Annotated in this window: 20 protein-coding genes; 5 read left to right on the plus strand and 15 right to left on the minus strand. The window is 28.1% G+C overall.

Annotated elements, in window-relative coordinates; translation table 11 throughout:
- The first annotated feature begins 146 nt into the window (after positions 1-146).
- Positions 147-1,775, plus strand: coding sequence for an aspartate 4-decarboxylase (gene aspD, locus KGF38_RS05160; RefSeq protein ID WP_054271113.1), 1,629 nt, complete (start codon positions 147-149; stop codon positions 1,773-1,775).
- 120 nt (positions 1,776-1,895) lie between these two features.
- Positions 1,896-2,891: an asparaginase gene (locus tag KGF38_RS05165; RefSeq protein ID WP_054271114.1), complete on the plus strand. Its 996-nt coding sequence runs from the start codon at positions 1,896-1,898 to the stop codon at positions 2,889-2,891.
- Positions 2,892-2,977: 86 nt separating this feature from the next.
- Here KGF38_RS05165 and leuS read toward each other — a convergent pair whose 3' ends face one another.
- The 4 genes from leuS to nadD form a co-directional block, all read right to left on the minus strand.
- Positions 2,978-5,398, minus strand: coding sequence for a leucine--tRNA ligase (gene leuS, locus KGF38_RS05170; RefSeq protein WP_074178459.1), 2,421 nt, complete (start codon positions 5,396-5,398; stop codon positions 2,978-2,980).
- A 350-nt stretch (positions 5,399-5,748) separates the two neighbouring features.
- Positions 5,749-6,099, minus strand: a complete 351-nt coding sequence (gene rsfS / locus KGF38_RS05175) for a ribosome silencing factor (RefSeq protein WP_054271116.1) — start codon at positions 6,097-6,099, stop codon at positions 5,749-5,751.
- 115 nt (positions 6,100-6,214) lie between these two features.
- Entirely contained in the window at positions 6,215-6,787 is a 573-nt protein-coding gene (yqeK, locus tag KGF38_RS05180; protein ID WP_054271117.1) for a bis(5'-nucleosyl)-tetraphosphatase (symmetrical) YqeK, read from the minus strand.
- The gene (nadD, locus tag KGF38_RS05185; protein WP_054271118.1) at positions 6,788-7,477 is read right to left on the minus strand and encodes a nicotinate-nucleotide adenylyltransferase; all 690 of its coding nucleotides are present in this window, start codon (positions 7,475-7,477) and stop codon (positions 6,788-6,790) included.
- Positions 7,478-7,752: 275 nt separating this feature from the next.
- Here nadD and recX point away from each other — a divergent pair, with 275 nt between their 5' ends.
- On the plus strand, positions 7,753-8,391 hold the full coding sequence (gene recX, locus KGF38_RS05190; RefSeq protein ID WP_054271119.1) for a recombination regulator RecX: 639 nt from the start codon (positions 7,753-7,755) through the stop codon (positions 8,389-8,391).
- Between the two features lie 152 nt (positions 8,392-8,543).
- The gene (locus KGF38_RS05195; protein WP_074178460.1) at positions 8,544-10,547 is read left to right on the plus strand and encodes an alpha-amylase family glycosyl hydrolase; all 2,004 of its coding nucleotides are present in this window, start codon (positions 8,544-8,546) and stop codon (positions 10,545-10,547) included.
- 99 nt (positions 10,548-10,646) lie between these two features.
- On the opposite strand, the gene KGF38_RS05200 is transcribed toward KGF38_RS05195, so the two are convergent.
- From KGF38_RS05200 to KGF38_RS05245, 10 genes are all read right to left on the minus strand, one after another.
- The gene (locus KGF38_RS05200; protein WP_074178461.1) at positions 10,647-10,958 is read right to left on the minus strand and encodes an antibiotic biosynthesis monooxygenase family protein; all 312 of its coding nucleotides are present in this window, start codon (positions 10,956-10,958) and stop codon (positions 10,647-10,649) included.
- 78 nt (positions 10,959-11,036) lie between these two features.
- Complete coding sequence (locus tag KGF38_RS05205; RefSeq protein WP_054271122.1) at positions 11,037-11,855, minus strand: helix-turn-helix domain-containing protein; 819 nt, start codon at positions 11,853-11,855, stop codon at positions 11,037-11,039.
- Positions 11,856-11,958: 103 nt separating this feature from the next.
- Entirely contained in the window at positions 11,959-12,483 is a 525-nt protein-coding gene (locus KGF38_RS05210) for an ECF transporter S component (protein WP_074178462.1), read from the minus strand.
- Between the two features lie 23 nt (positions 12,484-12,506).
- Complete coding sequence (locus KGF38_RS05215) at positions 12,507-13,649, minus strand: pyridoxal-phosphate-dependent aminotransferase family protein (protein ID WP_074178463.1); 1,143 nt, start codon at positions 13,647-13,649, stop codon at positions 12,507-12,509.
- 258 nt (positions 13,650-13,907) lie between these two features.
- The gene (locus KGF38_RS05220; protein ID WP_074178464.1) at positions 13,908-16,295 is read right to left on the minus strand and encodes an ABC transporter permease; all 2,388 of its coding nucleotides are present in this window, start codon (positions 16,293-16,295) and stop codon (positions 13,908-13,910) included.
- Entirely contained in the window at positions 16,288-16,971 is a 684-nt protein-coding gene (locus KGF38_RS05225; protein WP_054271126.1) for an ABC transporter ATP-binding protein, read from the minus strand. The genes KGF38_RS05220 and KGF38_RS05225 overlap by 8 nt, the downstream gene beginning before the upstream one ends.
- Positions 16,972-17,086: 115 nt before the next feature.
- Positions 17,087-18,397 carry a sensor histidine kinase gene (locus KGF38_RS05230; RefSeq protein WP_176702456.1) on the minus strand — a complete coding sequence of 437 codons (1,311 nt, stop codon included), beginning with the start codon at positions 18,395-18,397 and terminating at the stop codon, positions 17,087-17,089.
- Positions 18,391-19,098: a response regulator transcription factor gene (locus tag KGF38_RS05235; RefSeq protein ID WP_227832251.1), complete on the minus strand. Its 708-nt coding sequence runs from the start codon at positions 19,096-19,098 to the stop codon at positions 18,391-18,393. Before KGF38_RS05235 ends, KGF38_RS05230 begins: the two co-directional genes overlap by 7 nt.
- A gap of 231 nt (positions 19,099-19,329) precedes the next feature.
- Positions 19,330-21,150, minus strand: a complete 1,821-nt coding sequence (locus tag KGF38_RS05240; protein ID WP_227832252.1) for a bifunctional metallophosphatase/5'-nucleotidase — start codon at positions 21,148-21,150, stop codon at positions 19,330-19,332.
- Positions 21,151-21,384: 234 nt separating this feature from the next.
- Entirely contained in the window at positions 21,385-22,269 is an 885-nt protein-coding gene (locus tag KGF38_RS05245; protein WP_227832253.1) for a DUF4846 domain-containing protein, read from the minus strand.
- 207 nt (positions 22,270-22,476) lie between these two features.
- Here KGF38_RS05245 and KGF38_RS05250 point away from each other — a divergent pair, with 207 nt between their 5' ends.
- Positions 22,477-23,394 carry a ribonuclease Z gene (locus tag KGF38_RS05250; protein WP_227832254.1) on the plus strand — a complete coding sequence of 306 codons (918 nt, stop codon included), beginning with the start codon at positions 22,477-22,479 and terminating at the stop codon, positions 23,392-23,394.
- Positions 23,395-23,505: 111 nt separating this feature from the next.
- On the opposite strand, the gene KGF38_RS05255 is transcribed toward KGF38_RS05250, so the two are convergent.
- The gene (locus KGF38_RS05255; RefSeq protein WP_227832255.1) at positions 23,506-24,840 is read right to left on the minus strand and encodes a CoA-disulfide reductase; all 1,335 of its coding nucleotides are present in this window, start codon (positions 24,838-24,840) and stop codon (positions 23,506-23,508) included.
- Between the last annotated feature and the right edge of the window lie 222 nt (positions 24,841-25,062).

Here is a 25,062-nt window from a genome sequence, read left to right on the forward strand (position 1 = left end):
TATTTAATAAGGTTAAATAGAATAATCATTTTAATTTTATACTTTACTTTTTCTATAAACCTATTATAATTAAAGTATAATCATTTTGCTAACTTGTTTATTTTATTATAAAAATGTGAAACTTATTACATAAGGAGGAATTTAACATGAAAAATAATACTTATAAAGAAATCAAAAACATATATGGAAAAATAAGCCCTTTTGAATTTAAGGACAAATTAATAGATATTGCAAAATACACTGCAAAAGAAAATAACAGAGAGTTACTTGATGCAGGTCGTGGTAATCCAAATTGGACTTGTTCAACTGCTAGAGAAGCCTTTTTTACTTTTGGTCATTTTGCTATTACTGAAACTCGTTCTAATTGGGATTTAGGTCATTTGGCTGGAATGCCTCAAAAGAAAGGTATAAAAGAAAGATTTTTTAAATTTATAAATGAAAATATAGATATGCCTGGAGCATACTTAGCTAGAGATATTATAAACTTTGGTATAAATGAACTTGGATTTGATGGAGATGAATTTGTTCATGAACTAGCTGATGGAATTATTGGTGATAACTATCCACTTCCAGATAGAATGTTACCTCATATGGAAAAAATAGTGCATGATTACTTGGTTCAAGAAATGAAATATGATATATCAGGTAAATATGGTGATGTAGAGATTTTTGCTGTTGAAGGTGCTACAGCTGCCATGTGTTATATTTTTGATTCATTAATGGCTAATGAACTACTAAAAAAAGGTGATACTATAGCTTTGATGACTCCAATATTTACACCTTATCTTGAAATACCTAATCTTCCTCGTTATGATTTTAAAGTTGTAAATATAAATGCTAATGCAGTTGATGAAAAAGGTGCTCATACATGGCAATACACTAAAAAAGAATTAGAAAAACTTCGTGACAAGTCTATTAAAGCTTTATTTGTTGTTAATCCTAATAATCCTGCATCTATAGCTATGGATGACACATCTTGTAATAACCTAATAGATGTGATTGAGAATTATAATAAAGATTTAATGATAATATCAGATGATGTGTATGGAACTTTTGTAGAAGACTTTTCATCATTGATGTCAAAACTTCCTTATAACACTGTTGGTGTTTATTCTTATTCAAAATATTTTGGAGTTACAGGATGGAGACTTGGTACATTTGCACTTCATAAGAAGAATGTTTTTGATAAGAAAATAAATGATTTAACTGGAGAATTAAAAAAATCAGTAGATAAGCGTTACAGTGATATGAGTCTTAATCCTTCTAGTCTTTCATTTATGGAAAGAGTTGTTGCTGATAGTAGACTTGTTGCTCTTAATCATACTGCTGGTCTTTCTACTCCTCAGCAAGTACAAATGGCATTTTTCTCTGCATTTGCCTTAATTGACAAAGTTGATGCCTACAAAAAACTTAATATGAGTATCTGTCATAGACGTCAAAAACTATTGTTTGAAGCTTTAGAGCTTCCAATCAATGAAAGTAAAAATAATGCTGCATATTATACTCAATTTGATATTGAAGAATGGGCTAAATTAAACTATGGAGAAGATTTATTTAAATTTATAAGTAAAATTTCTGCTCCAGTGGATGTTCTTTATAAATTAGCTAATGACTATTCTGTAGTCTTACTTAGTGGAAATGGATTTTATGGTCCTGAATGGTCAATCAGAATATCTCTAGCAAATTTATATGATGAGGCTTACACTAAGATAGGAAAAGCTATCAGAGAAATACTAAATGGTTACATTACTGAATGGCAAAAAACTAAGAAATAGTTATATTACACTGAAATATCTAAATTATATGAATAAAAGAATTTATGTAGACCTTAGCTACTTTTTTTGATATAATCCTATCGGAATTATAAATTTTATTTATGAAAGGCAGAGAATAGTATGAGTATTAAGAAAAAAGTTGCCATAGTTTTTACTGGTGGAACTATATCTATGACAGTGGATGATAAAGTAGGAGCTGCTATACCAACTTTATCGGGGGAACAAATATTATCAATGGTTACCAATATTGATAAAGTCGCAGATGTGGAGGTCTTTAACTTTGATGAAATTCCAGGACCTCATATAACGCCTTATAGAATGATGGAATTGAAAAATTATGTAAATGATTTATTAGCAAGAAAAGATATTACAGGAGTTGTAATAACACATGGTACAGATAGTTTAGAAGAAACAGCTTATTTTCTAGACCTTACAATTGATAACATCAAACCCGTAATAGTCACAGGTGCTATGAGAAGTAGCTCTGAGCTTGGATATGATGGTTCAAGTAATTTATCTGCTTCAGTTTGTACTGCTGTATCTAAAGATGCTATGGGCAAAGGTGTTCTTGTAGTCCTAAATAACGAAGTATTATTAGCTTCTGAGGCTACTAAGACAAATACTCTTTCTTTAAATACATTTAAATCTTTAACTAGTGGTCCATTAGGAATAATTGACTGCAATGAACTTGTTCTTACAAGAGATATTGTAAATAGAACAATTATAGATACTGATAAGGTAGAATCTAAAGTTGCTTTATTTAAAGCATATGTAGGAGAGAATGCAGATTTTATAAGATTTGCTGTTGATAGTGGATATAAAGGTATAGTTATTGAGGCAATGGGTAGAGGTAATATTCCTCCTCATATGCTTTCTGGAGTTGAATATGCTAGAGAAAAAGGACTTCCTGTTGTTATAGTTTCTAGATGCCACTCAGGTAGAGTGTTTGATAGCTATGGTTATTATGGTTCTGGTAGAGATTTAAAAAATCTTGGATGTATATTTGGTGGAGACCTTCCAGGTCAAAAAGCTAGAATAAAACTTATCTTAGCACTTGGGAAAACTGATAATCTTGATGAAATCAAAGACTTCTTTGAAAAAGGAATCTACTGTTAATTATAATAAATCTTAAAATAATAAACCCCTATTACAATTTTTAATTAATTTGTAATAGGGGTCTTATTTTATCTTATAGTTTTAATTTATTTCACAACTACATTGACTAACTTCTTAGGTACAGCAACAACTTTAACTATAGTTTTACCTTCAACTAATCCTTTTATTTTTTCATCTTCTAAAGCTACTTTTTCCATTTCTTCTTTAGATATATTTGAGTTAACAGTTAATTTTCCTCTAACTTTTCCATTAACTTGTACAACAACTTCTATTTCATCTTTTACCAAAGCTTTTTCATCATACTTAGGCCAGTCTATATCAAATACACTTCCATCTTTACCTATCATAGTCCATAATTCTTCACCTAAATGAGGTGCAAATGGTGCTATTATAGTTACTATAGTTTGTACACCTTCTTTTATAACTGCTTCATTTATATTATCTAATTCTTTATATTTATACATATCATTTATTAATTCCATAAGAGCTGATATAGCAGTATTAAATCCAAATTTTTCACTTAAATCAGCAGTAACTTTTTTAAGTGTAGAATGTATAGTATATCTCATATCTTTATCTTGAGAATTTAATTCTCCAAACTCTACATCCTTTTTAACTACATCTGCTAACTCATCAACCAATCTATAAACTCTATTTAAGAATCTAAAACATCCATCAACACCTTGCTCTGACCAGTCTAAATCTCTTTCTGGTGGTGCTGCAAATAATACGAAAAGTCTTGCAGTATCTGCTCCATACTCATCAATTATATCCATAGGTGATACTGTATTGCCTTTAGATTTGCTCATTTTAGAACCATCCATAAGAACCATTCCTTGAGTAAGTAAGTTTTTAAATGGCTCATCGAAATCTACCATACCCATGCTCTTAAATGCTTTTACAAACCATCTTGCATATAATAAGTGCATTATAGCATGTTCCACTCCACCTATATATTGGTCTACTGGATGCCATCTATTAACTAACTCTTTACTAAATGGCTCATTTTCATTATTACTATCCACATATCTTAAGAAATACCAAGAAGAATCTACAAATGTATCCATAGTATCAACTTCTCTTCTAGCTGGTTTTCCACAGTGAGGACAAGTTGTTGACATAAATTGCTTTGAAGTAGTAAGTGGAGATTCACCTTTTCCAGTAAACTCAACATCTGTTGGTAAAAGAACTGGTAAATCTTCTTTTTTAACTGGAACTATTCCACACTCATCACAATAAACTACAGGTATAGGACAACCCCAGTATCTTTGTCTTGAAACTAACCAGTCTCTTAATCTATAGTTAATAGTTCTCTTTCCTCTACCTTCTTTTTCTAATTTATCTATTATTCCTTCAAATCCTTCTGAAGCATCTAATCCATTAAACTCTTCTGAATTTATTATTTTGTTATCTTCTGTTATTACATCTATTATATCTAAATTATATTTCTCAGCAAAATCTCTATCTCTTTCATCATGTGCAGGAACTGCCATTATAGCTCCAGTTCCATATTCAACTAATACATAATTAGCTATCCATAAAGGAACCTTCTTACCATTTAAAGGGTTTATAACATATCTACCTATAAACATTCCTTCTTTTTCTACATCAGCAGCTGTTCTTTCTATTTCTGTCATTGTATGCATTTTTTGAACGAAAGCTTCAACTTCTGCTTCATATTCAGTACCAGCAACCAATTCTTTAACTAACTCATGTTCTGGAGCAAGTACCATATAAGTAACTCCATAAGTTGTATCTGGTCTAGTTGTAAACACTGTCATAGACTTATCAGTTCCATCTATATCAAAAACTAAGTCTGCTCCTGTACTCTTACCTATCCAGTTTTTTTGCATTATTTTAACCTTTTCTGGCCATCCATCTAATGTATCTAAATCATTAAGTAATTCTTCTGCAAATTCAGTAGTCTTAAAATACCATTGCTCCAAATCTTTCTTTAATACTGTTGCTTTACATCTCTCACATGCTCCTTGAACAACTTGCTCATTTGCAAGAACAGTCTCACAAGAAGGACACCAGTTAACATAAGATTTTTTCTTATATGCAAGCCCATGTTCTAAAAACTTCAAAAATATCTCTTGAGTAAATCTATAGTATTCTGGAGTTGAAGTTGCTACTTCCTTATCCCAATCATAGCTAAGACCTAATAAATTTAATTGTTCTTTCATTTCTTCTATATTTTCCATTGTCCATTTGTGTGGATGTATACCATGTTTTATAGCAGCATTTTCAGCTGGCAAACCAAAAGAATCCCATCCCATTGGATGAAGTACATTATACCCTTCCATTTTTTTGAATCTTGCGACAACATCACCTATAGAATAGTTTCTAACATGACCCATGTGTATCTTTCCAGATGGATAAGGGAACATTTCTAATGTGTAATAATTAGGTTTTTCAGTTTGTGCTGTATCCATTTTATACTGCTTATTGTCTTTCCAGATTTTTTGCCATTTCGATTCTACTTCTTTAAAATTATATACGCTCATATTTTGCCTCCTATTTTAGTTGTGTTCAACTACCTTATTTAATATTATTTACTTATAATTTCCAAATAATGCCTTGAAAATAAAAAATCCCCATCACTAAACTTACGTTTAGGGACGAGGATAAATCTTCGCGGTACCACCCTAATTAGTCTACATTATATAGACTCTCTTAGATAGCTTTTAATCCAGCTATGGAGAATAGATTTCAATCTAGTAAGTTCAAAGTTATATAATATTAGTTCTCACCTTCCACTAACTCTCTGAAAAAATATAATCTTTTACTGCTCTAGTCTATTCAATTTAATATAATTTTTGAAATTTTCTAACTATAATAACATATATTATCATGTTTATGCTAATGTGTCAATATCTATATAAGGCGCATCTTTCCATAATTTTTCTAAATTATAAAATCCTCTGTTTTCCTCATTAAATACATGAACCATTACATCTCCATAATCAAGAAGTACCCAAGTTTGAGTGCTTTGTCCTTCTTTTCCTCTTGGCTCTAGTCCTAGTTTTGCTAATTCATCTTCTACATTATCAGCAATAGCTTTTACCTGTCTCTGAGAAGATGCTGTAGTGATAATAAAGTAATCACACAAACTAGAAACTTTTCCTATATTTATTATAACTGTATCTTGACCCAGTTTATCTTCTATGGCATCATATGCTATTTTTGTCATTTGTTCCACTGTCATATAAAATTCCTCACTTTCCTAATTAAAATACACTTAGTTATTGTAACATATTAATACGACTTTGTAACATAGTCAATTTTAAATTTATTAATATATTTGCCTTTATGTATGTTTTTTATAATAACTTTCGTTTAATTAGATAGTTTCTTGCCATAACTGTTCTTGGATGTATCTCTTCTTTTTTATTAATAACAAACATTAAAGTATTGTTAAAAGAAGTTAAAAGTGCTTCATCAAGCTTTCCTCCATATGCCAACTCTCTTAATGTATCTACAACTGGGAATTTTCTACCTTCTTCAATTAAATCAGCTATGTAAATTATTTTTTCTAAAAGAGACATATCTTCTCTTCCTGTTGTATGATATTTGATTGCATTTATAATATCTTCATCTTCTATTCCAAACTCATACTGACATATGTATGACCCAATTACACTATGAGATAGAGAGCGATTTCCATCCTCTATTGGGTCTAAGTATATTTCATACTTATTTACATAATCTTCTATTTCTTTATCACTTAAATACTTTGCACAATCATGAATCATTCCTGCTAAACAAGCTTTTTCTTTGTCACACTCATAAATCTCACATAATTTTTCAGCACATTTTGCAACATTTTTTGAGTGGCTAAGCCTCCCCACTGGTAACATTTGATTTAGTCTCTGGTTAATATTCTCTAAGTTCATTTAATCATCTCCATATTGATATAGTTTATTTTCATATAAATAATTTTCTACATTTTCGGGTACTAAGTAACGTATTGACTTGCCTTCATTTAGCTGTTCCCTTATATATGTGGATGATATATCCAGTGATGGAACATAAACTGTTATAATGTCAGCATCGTACTTTTTAGTTAGTTTTTCTATAGTCTCTTGTGACCTTAACAAACTAATTCCTGGTCTAGTTGCAGCTATAAAGGTAGCTAACTCAAAGTTTTTCTTTACATCTTTCCACTCTTCAACACTACAAATAGCATCTGCCCCTGTTATAAAATAAATATCTGCATTTTTGTATTTTTTCTTCAAGTATTTTAATGTATCTATTGTATAAGTCCTTTTTTTTCTTTCGATTTCTACTTTTGAAACTAAAAAATCTTCATTGCTTTCAGTTGCTAGAAGTGTCATATTATATCTATCATACTTGTCTGTAGTGATACATAACTTATGTGGTGGATTTCCTGATGGTATAAAGATAATTTTGTCAATGTCATACTTGTCTCTAATAAACTCTGCTGTTGCTAAATGAGCATAATGTATAGGGTCAAAAGTACCTCCCAATATACCTATTTTGATTTTGCCTTTATGGCGATTAAATTTCTCTAGTTTTTCAGTATTTTTCAACTCCGCCTTCTTAACTAGATTTTCGCTTTTCATATTTTGTCTCCTTTTAATGTTATAATACTATTGTACCATTATTTTTTATTTCTTAAAGCTTATAATTTATTTTTTTTGGTATATAATTATATTTATATGATAAAAAATGCTTTAAAAAATAATTATTTAACATGTTTTTACTTTACTTTTTAATAAAAATAACTTTTTACTATTTTGTCTTAATTTTGATAAAATATAACATATAAATGTAAGTTTTTTATTAAATTTTATTAGTTGCTTTTGTTAATATAATTACATACAAAAAGGGAGGATTTATGGGTATAATTACTAAGATAGAACAACAAAAAAGAAATGATGATAGAGTTAATATTTATGTAGATGATAAATTTTTTATTGCTATATTTAAAGAACTTGTTTATACATTCAACTTAAAAAAAGGGAATGAAATAAATGAAGACGAATTAAAACCTATTTTGGACGATGAAATGTATATAAAAGCTAAAAATAAAGCACTAAATATTTTATCTCATGCTGACCAGTCCGAAAAAAAAATAAAAGAAAAGTTATCAGCAGAATTTGATGAAAACATAATTGATAGAGTTATAGATTTTCTTAAAAATTATAATCTCGTAAATGATAGTGTATTGGCTCAAAAAATAGTTAATACAAATGTTAATTTAAATAGATGTGGCAAAAACAGAATTAAGCAAAATCTATACAATAAAGGTATCAATAGAAGTACAATTGATGAAGCTGTGTCTGAATTGGATAAGGATACTGAATTTGAAAATGCTATGTATCTAGCAAAGAAAAGGTTTGAAAGGGTAAAGAAGGAAGATAAAAAGAAAATATATCAAAAAATTTCTCAACATCTTTCCTATAAAGGCTTTGATTATGATATTATTAAAAGAGTTTTAAACAAACTTTTAAATTTTGATGAATATGATATATAAGTGTAAATACTAAGGAGGTAAATTATGAAATTAATCATTGGTGGCTTAAGCTTTTTATTAGGATTATATAATATATATCAATTATATAGAGAAGATAGTATGAGATAAATATTATTTTTTAGATGTAATATTTATTATGGAGGAGAAACAAAATGAAAAGTCAAAAAAGATTTAAAATTTTAGATATTGATGTATACCTACAGCCATTTGAATCTGATATAAAAAAGCGAATGAAACATTATGAAGATGTTAAAGCAAAATTATTAACCAATTATAAAGATTTTAGTTCTTTTGCAAATGCTCATCTTTACTATGGCTTTCATCAGACAAATGATGGATGGTTTTACAGGGAATGGGCTCCAAATGCAGACAGTTTATCATTAATTGGTGACTTTAATAATTGGAATAGAAAATCTCATCCTCTAAAAAAAATTGGTTCTGGTAATTGGGAAATATTTATTCCCAACAAAGATAGTTTACCTCATAAGTCAGAGGTAAAAGTACAAGTCATTGCAAATGGAAAAACATTTGACCGTATACCACTATATATAAAAAGAGTAATTCAAAAAGATTTTGGTGGATTTAATGGACAAGTATGGCAGCCAGAGACTCCATTTATTTGGACTGACAATGAGTTTGACTTAAAAAGCATAACTTCTCCACTAATCTATGAATGTCATATAGGTATGGCTACTGAAAATGAATCTATTGGGACTTATAGTGAGTTTACTGAAAATATACTTCCTAAAATAAAAAAATCTGGATATAACACTATTCAGCTTATGGCTATTATGGAACACCCATATTACGCATCTTTTGGGTATCAAGTTTCAAATTTTTATGCAATCTCTTCTAGGTTTGGTACTCCTGAAGACTTAAAAAATCTTATAAATACTGCTCATTCCATGGGAATTGCTGTTTTATTAGATTTAGTTCATTCTCATGCTGTAAAAAATACTCTAGAGGGAATAAATGAGTTTGATGGAAGTGAACATCAATTCTTCCACTCAGGTCCAAAAGGAAATCATCCTGCTTGGGGTACAAAACTCTTTAACTATGGTAAACCTGAAGTAATCCATTTCTTACTTTCAAATATAAAATTTTGGTTAGATGAGTATCATTTTGATGGTTTTAGATTTGATGGTGTAACCTCAATGTTATATCATAACCATGGTCTTGGAGTTTCATTTGATAGTTATAAAAAATATTTTAGTATGAATACAGATATTGAGGCTATAACATATCTCCAATTTGCAAATGAATTGATAAAAGAGATTAAACCTAGCTCAATAAGTATTGCAGAAGATATGAGTGGAATGCCTGGTATGTGTATACCTATAAAAGATGGTGGAATTGGATTTGACTATAGGCTTGCAATGGGTGTCCCAGATTTTTGGATAAAAACTATTTCTAACTTATCTGATGAAAATTGGGATTTGGGTAAAATGTGGTATGAACTTACAACTAGACGCCCTGGTGAAAAAAATATAGGTTATTGTGAATCTCATGACCAAGCATTAGTTGGTGACAAAACAATTATTTTTTGGCTAGCTGATAGGGAAATGTACTGGAACATGGAAATAAACTCAAATAATCATATTATAAATAGAGCTATCTCTCTAATTAAGCTAATCAAATTAATAACTTTTTCTCTAGCTGGTGAAGGATATCTAAATTTTATGGGAAATGAATTTGGACATCCTGAATGGATTGATTTTCCACGAGAAGGAAACAATTGGAGTTATAAGTATGCTAGAAGGCAATGGAGCCTTTCAGAAAATGATACTTTAAAATATAAACAATTATTAAACTTTGATAAAGCTATGCTTGAACTTACAAAATACAGTGATGTTTTTATCCAAAATGGCTACGAACTTATACATATGGATAATGATAAAAAACTTTTAGTATACAGTAAAGGCAAATATTTATTTATATTTAATTTCCACCCTAATCTAATACAGTCAGTTGATATTTCAAAATTTCAAAATACAAACTACAAGACAGTACTAAGTACTGATATGATAGAATTTGGAGGAAACACAAAAAAAGAAAACTTACTAGACTATAATGTCTATTTTAGCTCAGCCCCACCATCTTCAAAACTACCTATTGCCTCTCGTACAGCAATAGTTCTTTTAGATAACAATATTTAAATATTAAAATAGATACTAAAAGCCAAATAACAATTTTAATACAAAATGTTATTTGGCTAATTTATTTTTTTGTGGTTTAATTACTTTTTAGATTTAAAACTATAATTTCCAGCTTTTAATTTGTGGTATTATGTTCATTTTAACAGTTTGACTTTTTAAAGCTTTTCTAAATTTCTCAGTTGAAGACTCCTTAAACATCTTGCTAGAAGAATTCTTAAGTTCTTCCATAGAATCCCAATGTTGTATCATAATCCATTTTTGGCTTTTTTCATCATGTAAAAGCTCAGTATCAATAAAACCAGGTTGTATAGAATGAAATTTCATTTCTAAATCATTTACAATCTCTATAAACTCCCCTTTTGACAAGTTTTCTTCCACACTAAACTCCACTATCTCTGTAATAATTTTCATATACAAAACCTCCAATTTATTTTTCTTATATCATATCAAAAACTAAATTAGAGGTATTGTAAAAAATCGACAGTGTAATTACAAGTAACTATACCTTATATTTTCTTTAATAGTCTTATTCTCACTAATAAATTTAATTGGTGATGTCCCTGAAAATTCTTTAAATTCTTTTATAAAGTGTGCCTGGTCATAGTACTCATTTTCATAAATAAAATCAAAAAGTTCATTATTTTTATAGGTACGAATAAGCTGATTACTTGCCATTTTAAATCTACATATTCTCTTTAAAATTTTAGGTGTATATCCTGTATATTTTAAGCAGATTCTTTCCAAAGTTTTAATATTTATATTCATATCATCACAAAAAGATTTTATATTACTATACCTATTGTCATATATAAATGAATCCAAAATTTTTACAGATTTATTTTCAATCAAACCTTCTTCTAGTATAGATAATAACACTTCTTCTAAATATAAAACATACTTTTCTACTGATGATGTTTTATTTAAAGAGTCTTCCAACTTTTTTGCAAAGATATCTGATACTTGTTCTAGATTTACAATTTGACCATTAAATTCTGAAATTGGTACCTTTAAAAATGGATAAAGACCAAATGGATAAAAAGAAATTCCCATAACACGTATATTTCCACGTTGAATGATAAATCCATACTTGTCTCTTATTCCATTAAAATGTATATTACTCGTTGTATAGTTTTGGTTTCCAATTTTATATTCTATAATATCAGAAAGATTAAGAATAATATCTATACTATCTGTGGGTAATAACTTATTGTTTAACAATATATTTTCATCTGTCTTAAGATACCAAATAAACTTTACCCATGGCTTTAAACGAGCACTTCTAACTGAATATCTTGTAACTGATAACATATTGAGTTAACCCCTATCCTAAAATATTTTTATTATTATTTACTTCACCTTAATATTATACAATATAATTTATGCTATCAGAAAATTTTAGTCTACTTTATTATCATTTCATACATTTTTTCAATATTTTAGAAATAGGAAGTGCTATTATAAGACCTATTAATACTTGCATTAAATTACCTGGTATTGATGTAAGAGGTACTACAAAATTTCCATAAAGTATAACCTCTGTTACATAATATCCAAACAACATCCAAATTGATGAAACAACTATTCCTATTACATTTATTAAAAAATTGTTTCCATTCTTGCCATTTGCCCATACAATTTTTCCAAGTAAATAACCCATGATACCTCTAACTATAAAAGTAAATGGAGCCCATAGAGTCCATCCAGATATTAAATCAAAAAGTGACATACCAATAGCACCTGATAAACCACCTTTCTTACTTCCAAATACTATCGCTGATATGAATAACATTGCTGTTCCTAAATGAACAAGCCCACCATTTATAGATATTGGCAATCTTATATTTATAAATTTGGTTGCAATAAACACTAAAGCTATTAATAGTGAAGTTTCTACCATGTCTTTCGTCGTAAATTTTTGTTTAGCTATAATTTCCATGCTTCATCCCCCTTGTCTAACTATTAAAAATAATACTTATTAAATAAATCTAATAAACTTCCATTTCCTTTAAATCCTAATGTATTTAAACTTTTATCCAAAATATTTAGTATGTGTTCTATTTTGTTTAGATTAGCATTTTCTCCCATATGACCTATTCTTAAAATAGTGTCCATGTATTGATTTAATGATGTTGCAACAAGTGTATTATAATTTTTAAGCATGTATTTGGTAAGTTTTAAAGCTCCTATACTTTCAGGAATTTTTATAGCTGTGACTGTATTAGAATACCCTTCTTCTAAAAATAATTCTAGACCATATTCCTCAATAGATTTTCTGACACTATAAGCTATTTTTTCATGTCTATCTAATACTTTTTCTATTCCCTCTTCTAATATATTATCAAGAGCTTTATCAAGACCTATTATGTCGCTTATTGGCATTGTATAAGGAAAGTATTTTTTTTCATAATAACCTTCCCATATATTTAAATTGCAATAAAAACCTGTTATATTCGTTTTTCTATTCTTTATACAATTTTTTGCATCTTTACTTATCCCAACTATAGTAAGACCTGCTGGTGCAGAGATAGCTTTTTGCGAACCACCTAATATTATGTCTATTTTAGATTCATCTACATTTAATCTCTCTCCAACCATACCTGCTACAGAATCAACTACAGTTAATATTCCATATGCCTTAAGTAATGGACATATTTTACTTACATCGTTTAATACACCAGTTGGAGTATCACAGTGTACAACTGTTGCATACTTAAAGTTACTATCTTTATCTAAAAATGCCTTTAATTCATCAACATCTATACTTTTAGTATATTTACTTGAAAAAAGCACATACTCTCCACCATACATTGTTACAAAATCTTTAAAACCTTCTCCATATATCCCATTATCAATTACAAGGACTCTGTCTCCCTTTTCTGTAAGTGATGCACAGGCAGCTTCAAGCCCTAATATACCTTCTCCACTCAATATGTAAACATCATTTTTTGTACCAACTATATTACCAAACTTTTCACATGTCTTTTTATAAAATTCAACAAAATCAACATCTATATCTGGGTTTGTTGTCTTCTCTGCCCTTGCTAATCTTACATTTTCTCTAGTTTCTGTTGGTCCTGGTGCATAATTAATTTTATTGTTCATATATATTCAGCTCCTTTTTATTTTCTATACGATTATTATACAAAATTTTCATTTTATATGGTACAATTTTATGTTTTTTTAAAATTGTACCAATACATTTCCCCTATAAACAATCTCACTCTATTAGACATACAAATAATTGCACAATAAAATACAGAGCAAATATCATTTTAGAATATCTACTCTGTATCTATATATTTTAATCTTTTTATATTCTTCTTTTTATTACTTAAAAACTACCCATTAAATGTCCATATTTTATTCACTATATCTTACTCTATCAATAAGTGATTCTTTATTGAAACTTTTTCCTATTAAATACGTTGTTATAAATTGAGCTATAAGAATACATACAGCCATCAATAGGATTGGTACTATTGGTAAAGCATATGTTGCATAAGATAATCCAGTCTTTTTTAGAAATATAACAGCAATGTATCCTAATATTCCTCCAGATAAAATACTTCCTATCATCATTCTAGAAGTATAATATATAGCTTCTGAGTTAAGCATTTTTACTAATTGTTTATTAGTAAGACCAATAGCTTGAAGCATACCAAGTTCTTTCTTTCTAGTAACTATACTAGTTATCATTGTATTTACAAGATTCATAAATCCAATCACACCTATTATACCTGTTAAAGTGTATCCCATTATCTTTATAAATGAAATAACAGCCTTATTTGATTCTACTCTACTATCTAAAAAATCTGTCTCTAAAAAACCATTAGATTTAGCGATTTTCTTTATACTATCTTTTATTTCTTGATACTTTCCTTCTTCTGTATATATTCCTAAACTACTTGTTGAATCATGTTTCAAAGTTCTATCTATAAAATCTTTTCCAATGCCAAAGCTTGGAGACCCCATAGCTATTGCTTGAACTTTAAATTCTTTTTTTATTATTTTATCTCCATCATATAGAGTTAATTTTATTTTATCTCCTGCCTTTACTCCCATTTCTTTTGCTGTATCAACATGAGTAATTACTATTTCATCTCCTGTTTGCAGTCTTTCAAAATTTATTTTTCCATCTACTAAATTATTATTTAATGCTTTGACATCATTTTCATCTACACTCTGTAAAAGGTCATGTTTAAATTCAACATCATAATCATCCATTCCAACCTTTACACTTCTTGCAGACTCTATCTTTTTAATTCCCTCTATATCTTTTATTTGATTTAAAAAGTCTTTACTTAAAGGATTATTCATTTGCAAAATATTCAAATTATTTTTAGGATTTTTATCACTATCCATTTCATAACCAGCAAGTCTAACCTCTATATCATAAGGAAAATTTGCTCTTGCCATCTTTTCAGCATCAAAACTTTCTAAGGCAGTTGATACTGTTATAAATATGGTTCCACTCAATATAAGAGATACCAGTGTCATGTAAGTACGTTTTTTGTTTCTTTCTAAATTAGCTTGTGATAATCTCTTTAAATTTATATTTTTATAACCTTTTCTCTTATTTTTATTACTTATTTTATTTCCAGTATATCTTACTGCATCAACTATAGATACTTTTGATGCTACTTTCATTGGCTTTAAAAGTGATAACACAACAGACATAAAGCTTATTATTATAACCAATAATATAACTGGTAATTGTGATGATTTTACATCTATATCCATAACTGATTTTATTATAATATTTGAAAGTGCATATCCTAAGATTGTTCCTATTGGTATTGCTATCCCTGCTAAGATAAAACCTTCCTTAAACACTATATTTTTTACTTGTTTTTTAGTCGCACCAATTGCTCTAAGCTTTCCAAATTCTTGAACCTTCGTAACTATTGAAATGTAGAATATATTGTATATTACTAAAATACTAGACAATACAATTACTAGTCCTACAAATACTCCACCCATAATTGTTTCCATATCAGGTTTTAAAGCATTTATATAATTTTCATTTACAGCTACATTAATAGTATCCAGTCCTATATCATTAGCAACCTTATTTAATTTTGATTTTGCTTGTTCTATCGATAAATTACTTTTATCATTTAATTTCACATATATATTAAAATCTTCTTGTGACATATCTCTAGTATTTTTCATATATGTTTCTGATATAATAGCTGTATAAAATTTACCTGCTTCAGATATTTCACTAGTTTTTAAAATTCCAGTTATAATGAATTCTTTTTCAATTCTTTTATCGCTTTTATAATCATTATAAGATATTTTTATCTTTTCACCTAAGTTTTTGTTACTATAACCAAGTGCTTTTAAAGCTCCTCTATCTAACACAATTTCATTTTCTTTTGTTGGTAACTTCCCTTTGACAAACTCAAAATTATTTAATTTTAAAGCATCTTCATTCATGTATGCTAGAGAAATATTTGAATCATCTTCTAACTTCTCAAAACCTACTCCATTCATTTTACCAGTTAACTCTACATCTGCATGATTACTCAATATATTAGCTTGTTTTTCATCCGCATTAGCTAATATACCTTGATAATTACCTGAATACTTTATAGTATTTTCTTTCTGATAGGTTCCTGCATCAACAATATAAATTCCAATAGATGAAAGCATTAAAGTTGAAAGTATTATAGTAATTATTATTAGAATACTTTTTGATTTATTTTGCTTTAGATTACTTTTTGCTATTTTAGTAGTATTAATCATTTTTATCACCAACCTTTGATACCCTACCATCTTCTATAAATATAACTCTATCAGCCATTTGAGCTATACTATCATCATGAGTTATCATAACTAAAGTTTGACTGTATTTCTTAGACATAGACTTTAGAATACTCATAACTTCATCAGATGTTTTAGAATCTAGGTTTCCAGTTGGTTCATCTGCAAGTATTATAGCTGGTCTTGTAGCTAATGCCCTTGCTATTGCCACCCTTTGTTGTTGACCACCTGATAATGTATTTGGCAAAACATCGTGTTTATTTTCAAGTCCCAATGATTTTAAAAGCTCTTTTATAAATTGTTCATCTACTTCTCTACTATCTAGACCAATTGGTAACACTACATTTTCCCACACATTAAGAGATGGTATCAAGTTATAACTTTGAAATATAAATCCTATTTTTCTTCTTCTGAATACAGCAAGTTCTTCTTCTTTTAATGTAAATATGTTTTTATTATCTATATATACATTCCCAGATGTAGGTATATCAAGACCTCCAATCATATGTAAAAGAGTGCTTTTTCCAGAACCTGATTTTCCTATTATTGCAACAAATTCACCTTCATTTATTTCTAAGTTGACATTATCTAAAGCTCTTACTAAGCTCTCTCCTGTTCCATAATGTTTTGATAAGTTTTCAGTATATAGTATTTTCATAAAATTATCCTCTCATTCTAAGTTATATTACTCCATTTTTTATTACGTTTTATTTCTGGAGCTGTTTATACTTATATAATAAATGTAGAGGCTTACATTTTCCTTTCATTTAATATTACATAGTTGTAAGAAACAGAGAAAACTTGCTTCCTACCCCTACTTTAGAAGAAACTATAATATTTCCACCCTGTTCTTCTAATATTTTTCTACTTAGATACAATCCTACTCCACTACCTTCTATAGATTCAACTTCCTCAGATATACCTCTATAAAAACGTTTAAATATGTTATTGAACTCACTCTTTTTAATTCCACTACCATTATCTTCTATTATAATTTTAAAATAATTAACAGTTTCTTCTACAGAGATGTTTATTTCTCCATTTATTTGTGTATATTTTACAGCATTATCTAATACATTGAAAATACTCTCTTCAGTCCATTTTTTATCATGAGGTATAATCCTACTATCGAATTCATTTATATTTAATGTTATGTTTTTAATCTTAGCTTTAGGCACTACACTTTTTATAGCATTTAAAATGGTATTTTTTATATCATTATCTTCTTTTTTTATGTTTATCATACTAATCTCTAGCCTTGATATGTTAACCAAAGAGTTTATCAAGTTTTCTAATTTATTTATAGAATTTTTGTTAGTTAATAGAAATTCTTGAGCTTCGTCTTCATCTAATTCTTCTTCTATAAGCAATGTATTATACAATTTTAATGATGCTAAAGGAGTTTTTAGTTGATGAGAGATATCTGTTACTAATGATTTCACACTCTCTTTTTCTTTCTCCAATTTAATAAATTTTATCTTTAAGCTTCTATTCAGCTCATATAGGCAGTTATTTATTTTGCTAAATGTACCTTCTTTAAAATACTCATTATACTCTACTAGATAACCAGTATCTTCTAGGTCAGTAGTGTCTTTCAAGTAATTTTCTTGTGACATCTTATCTACTATAAAGTAAATTTTACTCAATCTTTTATTTATGTATCTTATAAAATAATAGATTATGCTTGTAACAACTATAAACATTACTAAAAAAACAAGAACTGATTCTCTAAAAAAAGATTTTAAGTACAGTCCAAAATTTTTATCATTTGACATTTTATTTTCTAATCCATATCCAAATTTTTTAAATGCTTTTTCTCCAATATCTACCTTACTATAGTCAGAATTGTAAATAGATTTTACTATATCTATTTCATCATTGGGATATTTATCAATCAATACCCCTACAATACTTTGGGTGTTTTTTATTTGATATTCATATAATTTATGTAATCTATTGTATTCAAAGAGTATAAACATAAGTGTTATTATTAGCACAGATAAAACAGAACATCCAATAACTCTTCTCATTATATAATCATCTCTCATACTGAAGTTATCTTTGAGATTCATACTTTTTAACATTTTTTTATACTCCTTTCCCCCCACATATATCCAACCCCTCTTACTGTCTTTATATACTTAGGTTCAGATGGATTTTTTTCTACTTTCTGTCTAAGTCTTCTTATATTTACTGCAATAGTATTATCATCTACAAAATTTCCACTATTGTCCCATAGAGATTCTAATATTTGTTCTTTCGTCAACGTCTGCATTGAATTTTCCATAAGATATCTTAAGAGTTTAGTTTCTGTTTTACTCAAAATTATCTCTTCTTCTTTATTATCTGTTTTTATAATCAACTTATTTTCTATATAATAAAAAAATAAATCATCACAAACTAATAAAGTATAATTTTTTACTGTATTTACCCTTTTCATAAGTGCATTCACTTTGGATATCAATACCATCAAACTAAATGGCTTTGTGATATAATCATCTGCACCTAAATCATATCCTGTGACAATATCTACTTCTTCATCAAGGGCTGTTAGCATTATTATGTAAACATCACTTTTATTTCTAATCTCCTCGCAAAAATCAAAACCACTTCCATCAGGAAGACCTATATCAGAAATAATTAAATTTATCTCTTCTTTTACGAAAATATTTTTTGCTTCTTCTATGCTAAATGCATTAAAAACATTGTATCCTTCTTTTTTTAGTTTAAAACTGATTCCCCTATTTAAAGATTTATCATCTTCCAAAAGTAATATATTATTCATCCTTCTATCCTCCATTATCATACATACTAGCTAAATTATATCATACTAGTAAAATCATTTTATTTATTAATTTATAAATATTTATAGATTATTAATTGGATTTTACTTAGATATAAATATACTTAAACACAAAAAAACAAAGGTAATTAGTATTTATACAACTAATTACCTTTTCACTTTTATTAGTGTCTAAGATTAAATTTTTATTTGCTAACTCTTACTTATTAATTTTTATTTTGACTTTTTGTTTTTTAAATCTATTTGATTAAAGTTTAATAAGTATAGTAATGTACTTGATGCTATAAATACAATCATACTATTTGAAAAACCTAAGTCTCCTGTTTTAGGAGATTTTTCTTTAGCTTCTCTTTTATATACTCCTGTATTAGAACTCTCTATAGGTTTTATTTTATCTGTTTTTTTACTTTTATAACTATCAGAATTTTTTATATCATTATTAGATGTACTACCTTCATTATCACTAATATTTTCTTTATTTTCTCCTACTATCAATTCACTCTCTTGATTATTACTTGCTATCTCTTTTTTAGATTTGATACTAATTCTTCCATCTATATTTTGTGATATTTCTTTTTTGTACTCTATATATTCAATTACCATACTCTCTAAATTTCCGAAATCCTTTAATACTGGCTCTTTTGAAAAGCAACTAAAGTCATCTCCACCTGATGCTATATAATCATTAGTTGCAACCACATACTTTTTATCCAAATTTAATGGTTTTCCATCTTTTAAAATACCAGTTATTTTTTCTCCTTCTTTTTGTTTTGGGTCAAAATAATATGACATTCCTCCTACTTGTAAAAAGGCTGAATTCTTTTCTGGATAGAGTTTTACTCCTTGCTCTAATACATCTTTAATTTGTGCTCCTGTAAGTTCTTTGGTAACTATCGTATTATTAAAAGGAAATACATCTACAATATCTCTTCTTGTTATGTTCCCTTTTTCTATTGTATCTCTGATATTTCCTCCATTAAATAGAGAAATATCAGCCTTAGTCTTATCAAGTAAAATATCACTTATTAAATTACCTAAATTAGTTTCTTTTGTCCTTACATTTTCATATGAGCCATCTAGAGTATTTTTTGTTACGCCTATAACTTTATCTAATATTTTTTCTTGATGTTCTTTTATTTCATCAATCTTTTTACTTATACTATCATCCAATTCATATTTTAATGCTTCTTCCTTATCTATCAATCTAGCTGATTTATTTTCTATTTTTATATTTTCTATATCACTAGTATTAAGTGTTAGTTTTACTTCGCCAATATGTTCTAGATATTGTCCTGTACTTACAATCAATGTGTCACCAACTTGCTTGCCATTTTCAAACTTAGTATGACTATGCCCATCAATAATTAAATCGATACCTTGGACTTCATTTGCTATATCTATACTATTTGGCTTACTTAAATTATTAGTACCAATATGGCATATTGCAACTATTACATCTGCACCTTTTCCTTTCAACTCATTTACTTGCTCTGTTGCATTCTCTATAGGATTTGTAAACTCCAATCCTTCCACATTTTTAAATCCTGTTTTGCTCTTTGTTTCTTGAGTTGTAAGTCCAAAAAATCCTATCTTTATACCATCTATTTCTTTTATATCATTACTATCAAATACTTTTTCACCATTTTTGAGGATATTTGATGATAAAAATTTTAAATTGTTCTCTCCTGAACTAGCCATTTGAGATAATTCAAACAATCTATCTTTTCCATAATTAAAGTCATGATTACCAGGAGTAATGTAGTCATACCCAGCACACTTAATCAATTCGATTGCTTCTTTCCCTTTGTCCATATTTACTATTGGAAGTCCATGTAAACAATCTCCTGCATCTACTAAAATTGAGTTTGGAGTGTCTTTTTTCAATGTAGCTAGATTACCTATTTGTATATGTTCATTACCTTCAGCATATCTTCCATGTATGTCATTAGTGTGAAAAATAGTTATTTCTTCAATTTGCTCTAGCCCATAAGAAATAACACTCTGACTTGTTGTAATTAGAATTATAATTACCAAAATTAAATATCTCCTAATTTTCAATATAAATTATCCTCCTCAAATTAGTTTTAGCTTTAGATAAAATTTATATTTTACATAAAACCTTTTAGATAAATATTAAATATACATAAGATTAATTAACATAACCTTTAATATCTATCTATCAATTTAATTTTGTCCATATCCAATTAGTTTTAATCTAATTACATTTTTTCTCATATGTATTTTTCTTTTATTTTATATAAAATTATTTTAAAATCTTTTCAATTGGTCTCTTTTAAAAGTCCATTGAGGTATTGTTAAATCACCTTTAAAGTCTAAACTATACCAAGGACTTAGGTTTACGTTTTTGCGATTAATAAGAAGCTGAGTTTGTTGTGCAGGCATATAGCTTTGAGCTATCATAAATACTTTTTCTCCAGTCTTTTCATTTTCTGCCATATCCATAATTATACTTGCATGTCCTGGGCTTCCACCAATTATAAACACATCTCCTATCTTCATATCATCAACTTTTACAGGTTTCAATTCTTTTTCAAGAGATAAAGTTCCTGAATAAGCAAATACTATATCCATAAACTTTCTAAAGCTCTCATAAGATGTTGAATATTCAGTTGATTTATACCAACTTGAACCACTATCTTTTACTGAAATTCTATATCCTTCTACCCACTTTGAATACTTAGCCTTAAAACCATCGACAAAATCAAAACTTATTTCGTCATACCTTTTATTCTGATATAAGTATTCAGCTCTCATAAGCATAATTGCATCTGCACATTGATGTAAATCTCTATTACCAATATCAACATCAAATACACTATCATAAATGCCTTTTGATTCCTTAGTTCTGCCATCATAATACTTTACCTTTTCTCCATAATTTTTCAACTTAGTATTTCTAAGAAATGATTCAAAACTACCTTTTTCTACATCCACTCTTTTAAAACCTTTTGGTGGCTCATACCTATCTTTCAATATATTTGCATCTTTATGTACTATTATTGCTTGTTCATATTCTTTAGAGCTTTGAGTTTTCTTAGAACCTTCAATAGTTTTTTTACTTTCTCCATTACTACATCCAACCAAAGTTAATGTAATCAATGACAAAATAGTTATTTTCTTTAATATTTTCATTAATTTATCCTCCTTTAAATGTTTCTAAAAATAAAATTCAATTTCTTCTCATAAAGTTTTTATATATTTCAATACAAAAAAACTATTTGACAATATTTCTTGACTCAAATACACATTTATTGATATATTTAATGTTAAAATAATTATAATAGGATATTATAATAAAAACAAACAACAGATTTGTGTTAATTTTAGAAAGGGGAAAAAATGATAGATTTAACTTTACTTGGATGTGGTGGAAATGTCCCTATGCCAAACAGATTTCTATCTTCTGTGTTCATAAACTATAAAGGTAGAAAAATACTAATTGATTGTGGTGAGGGCACTCAGGTATCCATGAAGCTAAAAAAATGTGGCTTTAAAGATATAGACTTGATTTGTATAACCCATTTACATGGTGACCATATATTTGGACTTTTAGGACTTTTATCAACGATTGGAAATAGTGGTCGTACAAGTGATTTAACTATAATTGGCCCAGTTGGAATAGTTGATTGTATTCGTTCTATGAAAAATTTAGTAGAATATATACCATATACTTTAAAAATCATAGAAAATCCTCAAGGTAATTTTACTTTAGATAATGAGTTTTTAAGAAATGTAGAAATTTCAACAATTGATTTAGAACACTCCATAGAGTGTTTAGGGTATAGTTTTAATTTTAGAAGAAATCCTAAATTTGATATAGATAAGGCAACTAGAAATGAAGTTCCTAAAATATTGTGGAAAAAACTCCAAGAAGGTCAAAGTGTAGTTTTAGATTCAAAAAAGTACACTCCAGATATGGTCTTAGGAGAATCAAGAAAGGGCGTTAAAATAAGTCTTACGACTGATACAAGACCTATAGAATCAATACCAAGCTTTATAAAAGATAGCGATTTATTCATATGTGAAGCTATGTATGGCGATGATTTAGATATATCAAAAGCTGTTAAAAACAAACATATGACTTTTAGAGAAGCTGCAAATCTTGCAAAACTAGGAAATGTTAAACAACTCTTATTAACACATTTTAGTCCATCATTAGATATGCCTAATATGTACTTAGAAAATGCCACTAATGTTTTTGAAAATACAATTCTTGGAGAAGATAGGCTAAGCCTACACTTAAATTTTGATGAATAAATATCTATTTATATTTATTAACAAAAACTTAGGAATGAATTTTACATTTATAGAAATATCTTCGTGTAAATTCATTCCTTCAATTACTTGTTGGCTATAATCTAAATAATATTATTTAGATACATTTCCAGCCACATTTAACACATCCCAGGTTCTTGCAAATGGAGGAGCATAACACAAGTCTAACATTCCAAGCTGATTTGTGGTCATTTTTCCAAAAATAGCAGCTGCCAATACATTTGCTCTTTGCACAGCATCCTTAAACCCAGCCACTTGTCCTCCTAAAATAACTTTTGTATCTGCATCATAAACAAGTTTTACATATATCTTATTTCTTCCTGGATAATAATGAGTTTGATTATAATCAGAAATAAATTTAGATTTAACATTTATACCTAAAGCTTTAGCTTGTCTTTCTGTAATTCCAGTTGAAGCTGCTTCCATATCCATAATTTTTATACAACTTGAAGATAGTGAACCTTGATAAGAAACTTCTCTTCCTCCTAGATTTTCTCCTACTATCCTACCTAATTTATTAGCTCCAGTTGCTAAAGGTACATATACATTTTCATTACTTACTATATTCTTTATGGTTGAACAGTCACCCGCAGAGTATATATCTTTTACAGAAGTTCTTCCATACTCATCAACTACTATAGCTCCATTTTTTAGCATTTCTATATTAGTATTTGACAAAAACTCTGTATTAGGTCTAACACCAGTAGCAATTATTACTACATCTGTATCTATTTCTCCTTTATTTGTTATAACTTTTTCTACTTTATCTTCTCCATACAGCTCTACAACCATTTCATCCAAGTGCAATTTAACATCATGTCTTCTTATTTTTTCCTCTAAAACATCTGTAATTTCCTTATCAAATACTTGAGGTAATATTCTATCTTCCAATTGAATTACATGTACATCTTTGCCTAACTTCTTACATGCCTCAACTGCTTCTAATCCTATAAATCCAGCACCTATTATTGTAACTCTTTTATTTTCTTTGTCACTTAAAATCTTTTTTAAATATTCTCCATCATCTAAACTTTTTAACATAGAAACATTCTTCAATTCTACATTTTTTATAGGAGGCATAATACTTCTTGCCCCAGTTGCTATCATCAATTTATCATAGTAATCTTCATGTATTTCACCTGTTTTTATATTTTTTACTTTTATTTTTTTAGATTCACTATCAACTTCAATAACTTCTTTAAATATATTTAAATCAATTCCAGATTCTCTAAGTTTTTCAGGTGTTCTTGCTAATAAGTCATTAGCATCATCAAAATATCCACCAACAAAATATGGCAATCCACAAGCACCAAAAGATACTATCTCTGTTTTTTCGTAAACAACAACCTCATATTCAGGTTTTATTCTTTTTAATTTAGCTGCAGCACTCATCCCAGCTGCAACACCACCAATTATTATTACTCTCATTTTATCTCTCCTTTGATGTCTAATTAATTTCTTTACTTATTTTGAGCTTTTCATTTGATATATATTCTATGTACACATCTTTATAATAAATTATCGTTATTTTTTTCACATCATTTTGTTTGAAATCAAATTTCACAAAAGCTATTTTATCTTTTCTTACCCAAAGTCAAATTCTTTAAACACATATTATACCCTATTTTTCTGTATTTAATCATATTTACG

This window comes from Clostridioides sp. ZZV14-6387 (genome assembly GCF_020657835.1).
GTDB classification, from domain to species: domain Bacteria; phylum Bacillota; class Clostridia; order Peptostreptococcales; family Peptostreptococcaceae; genus Clostridioides; species Clostridioides difficile_A.

Bases quoted from the DNA above. Each gene is read 5' to 3' on its own strand.
- KGF38_RS05195 (WP_074178460.1), top strand. From the start codon at position 8,544: ATGAAAAGTCAAAAAAGATTTAAAATTTTAGATATTGATGTATACCTA.
- KGF38_RS05255 (WP_227832255.1), bottom strand. From the start codon at position 24,840: ATGAGAGTAATAATAATTGGTGGTGTTGCAGCTGGGATGAGTGCTGCA.
- KGF38_RS05205 (WP_054271122.1), bottom strand. From the start codon at position 11,855: ATGTTATCAGTTACAAGATATTCAGTTAGAAGTGCTCGTTTAAAGCCA.
- KGF38_RS05220 (WP_074178464.1), bottom strand. From the start codon at position 16,295: ATGATTAATACTACTAAAATAGCAAAAAGTAATCTAAAGCAAAATAAA.
- KGF38_RS05230 (WP_176702456.1), bottom strand. From the start codon at position 18,397: ATGTTAAAAAGTATGAATCTCAAAGATAACTTCAGTATGAGAGATGAT.
- leuS (WP_074178459.1), bottom strand. From the start codon at position 5,398: ATGAGCGTATATAATTTTAAAGAAGTAGAATCGAAATGGCAAAAAATC.
- rsfS (WP_054271116.1), bottom strand. From the start codon at position 6,099: ATGACAGTGGAACAAATGACAAAAATAGCATATGATGCCATAGAAGAT.
- KGF38_RS05225 (WP_054271126.1), bottom strand. From the start codon at position 16,971: ATGAAAATACTATATACTGAAAACTTATCAAAACATTATGGAACAGGA.
- KGF38_RS05215 (WP_074178463.1), bottom strand. From the start codon at position 13,649: ATGAACAATAAAATTAATTATGCACCAGGACCAACAGAAACTAGAGAA.
- KGF38_RS05245 (WP_227832253.1), bottom strand. From the start codon at position 22,269: ATGAAAATATTAAAGAAAATAACTATTTTGTCATTGATTACATTAACT.
- KGF38_RS05200 (WP_074178461.1), bottom strand. From the start codon at position 10,958: ATGAAAATTATTACAGAGATAGTGGAGTTTAGTGTGGAAGAAAACTTG.
- nadD (WP_054271118.1), bottom strand. From the start codon at position 7,477: ATGAAAAGCGAAAATCTAGTTAAGAAGGCGGAGTTGAAAAATACTGAA.
- KGF38_RS05210 (WP_074178462.1), bottom strand. From the start codon at position 12,483: ATGGAAATTATAGCTAAACAAAAATTTACGACGAAAGACATGGTAGAA.
- KGF38_RS05165 (WP_054271114.1), top strand. From the start codon at position 1,896: ATGAGTATTAAGAAAAAAGTTGCCATAGTTTTTACTGGTGGAACTATA.
- KGF38_RS05235 (WP_227832251.1), bottom strand. From the start codon at position 19,098: ATGAATAATATATTACTTTTGGAAGATGATAAATCTTTAAATAGGGGA.
- recX (WP_054271119.1), top strand. From the start codon at position 7,753: ATGGGTATAATTACTAAGATAGAACAACAAAAAAGAAATGATGATAGA.
- yqeK (WP_054271117.1), bottom strand. From the start codon at position 6,787: ATGAACTTAGAGAATATTAACCAGAGACTAAATCAAATGTTACCAGTG.
- aspD (WP_054271113.1), top strand. From the start codon at position 147: ATGAAAAATAATACTTATAAAGAAATCAAAAACATATATGGAAAAATA.
- KGF38_RS05250 (WP_227832254.1), top strand. From the start codon at position 22,477: ATGATAGATTTAACTTTACTTGGATGTGGTGGAAATGTCCCTATGCCA.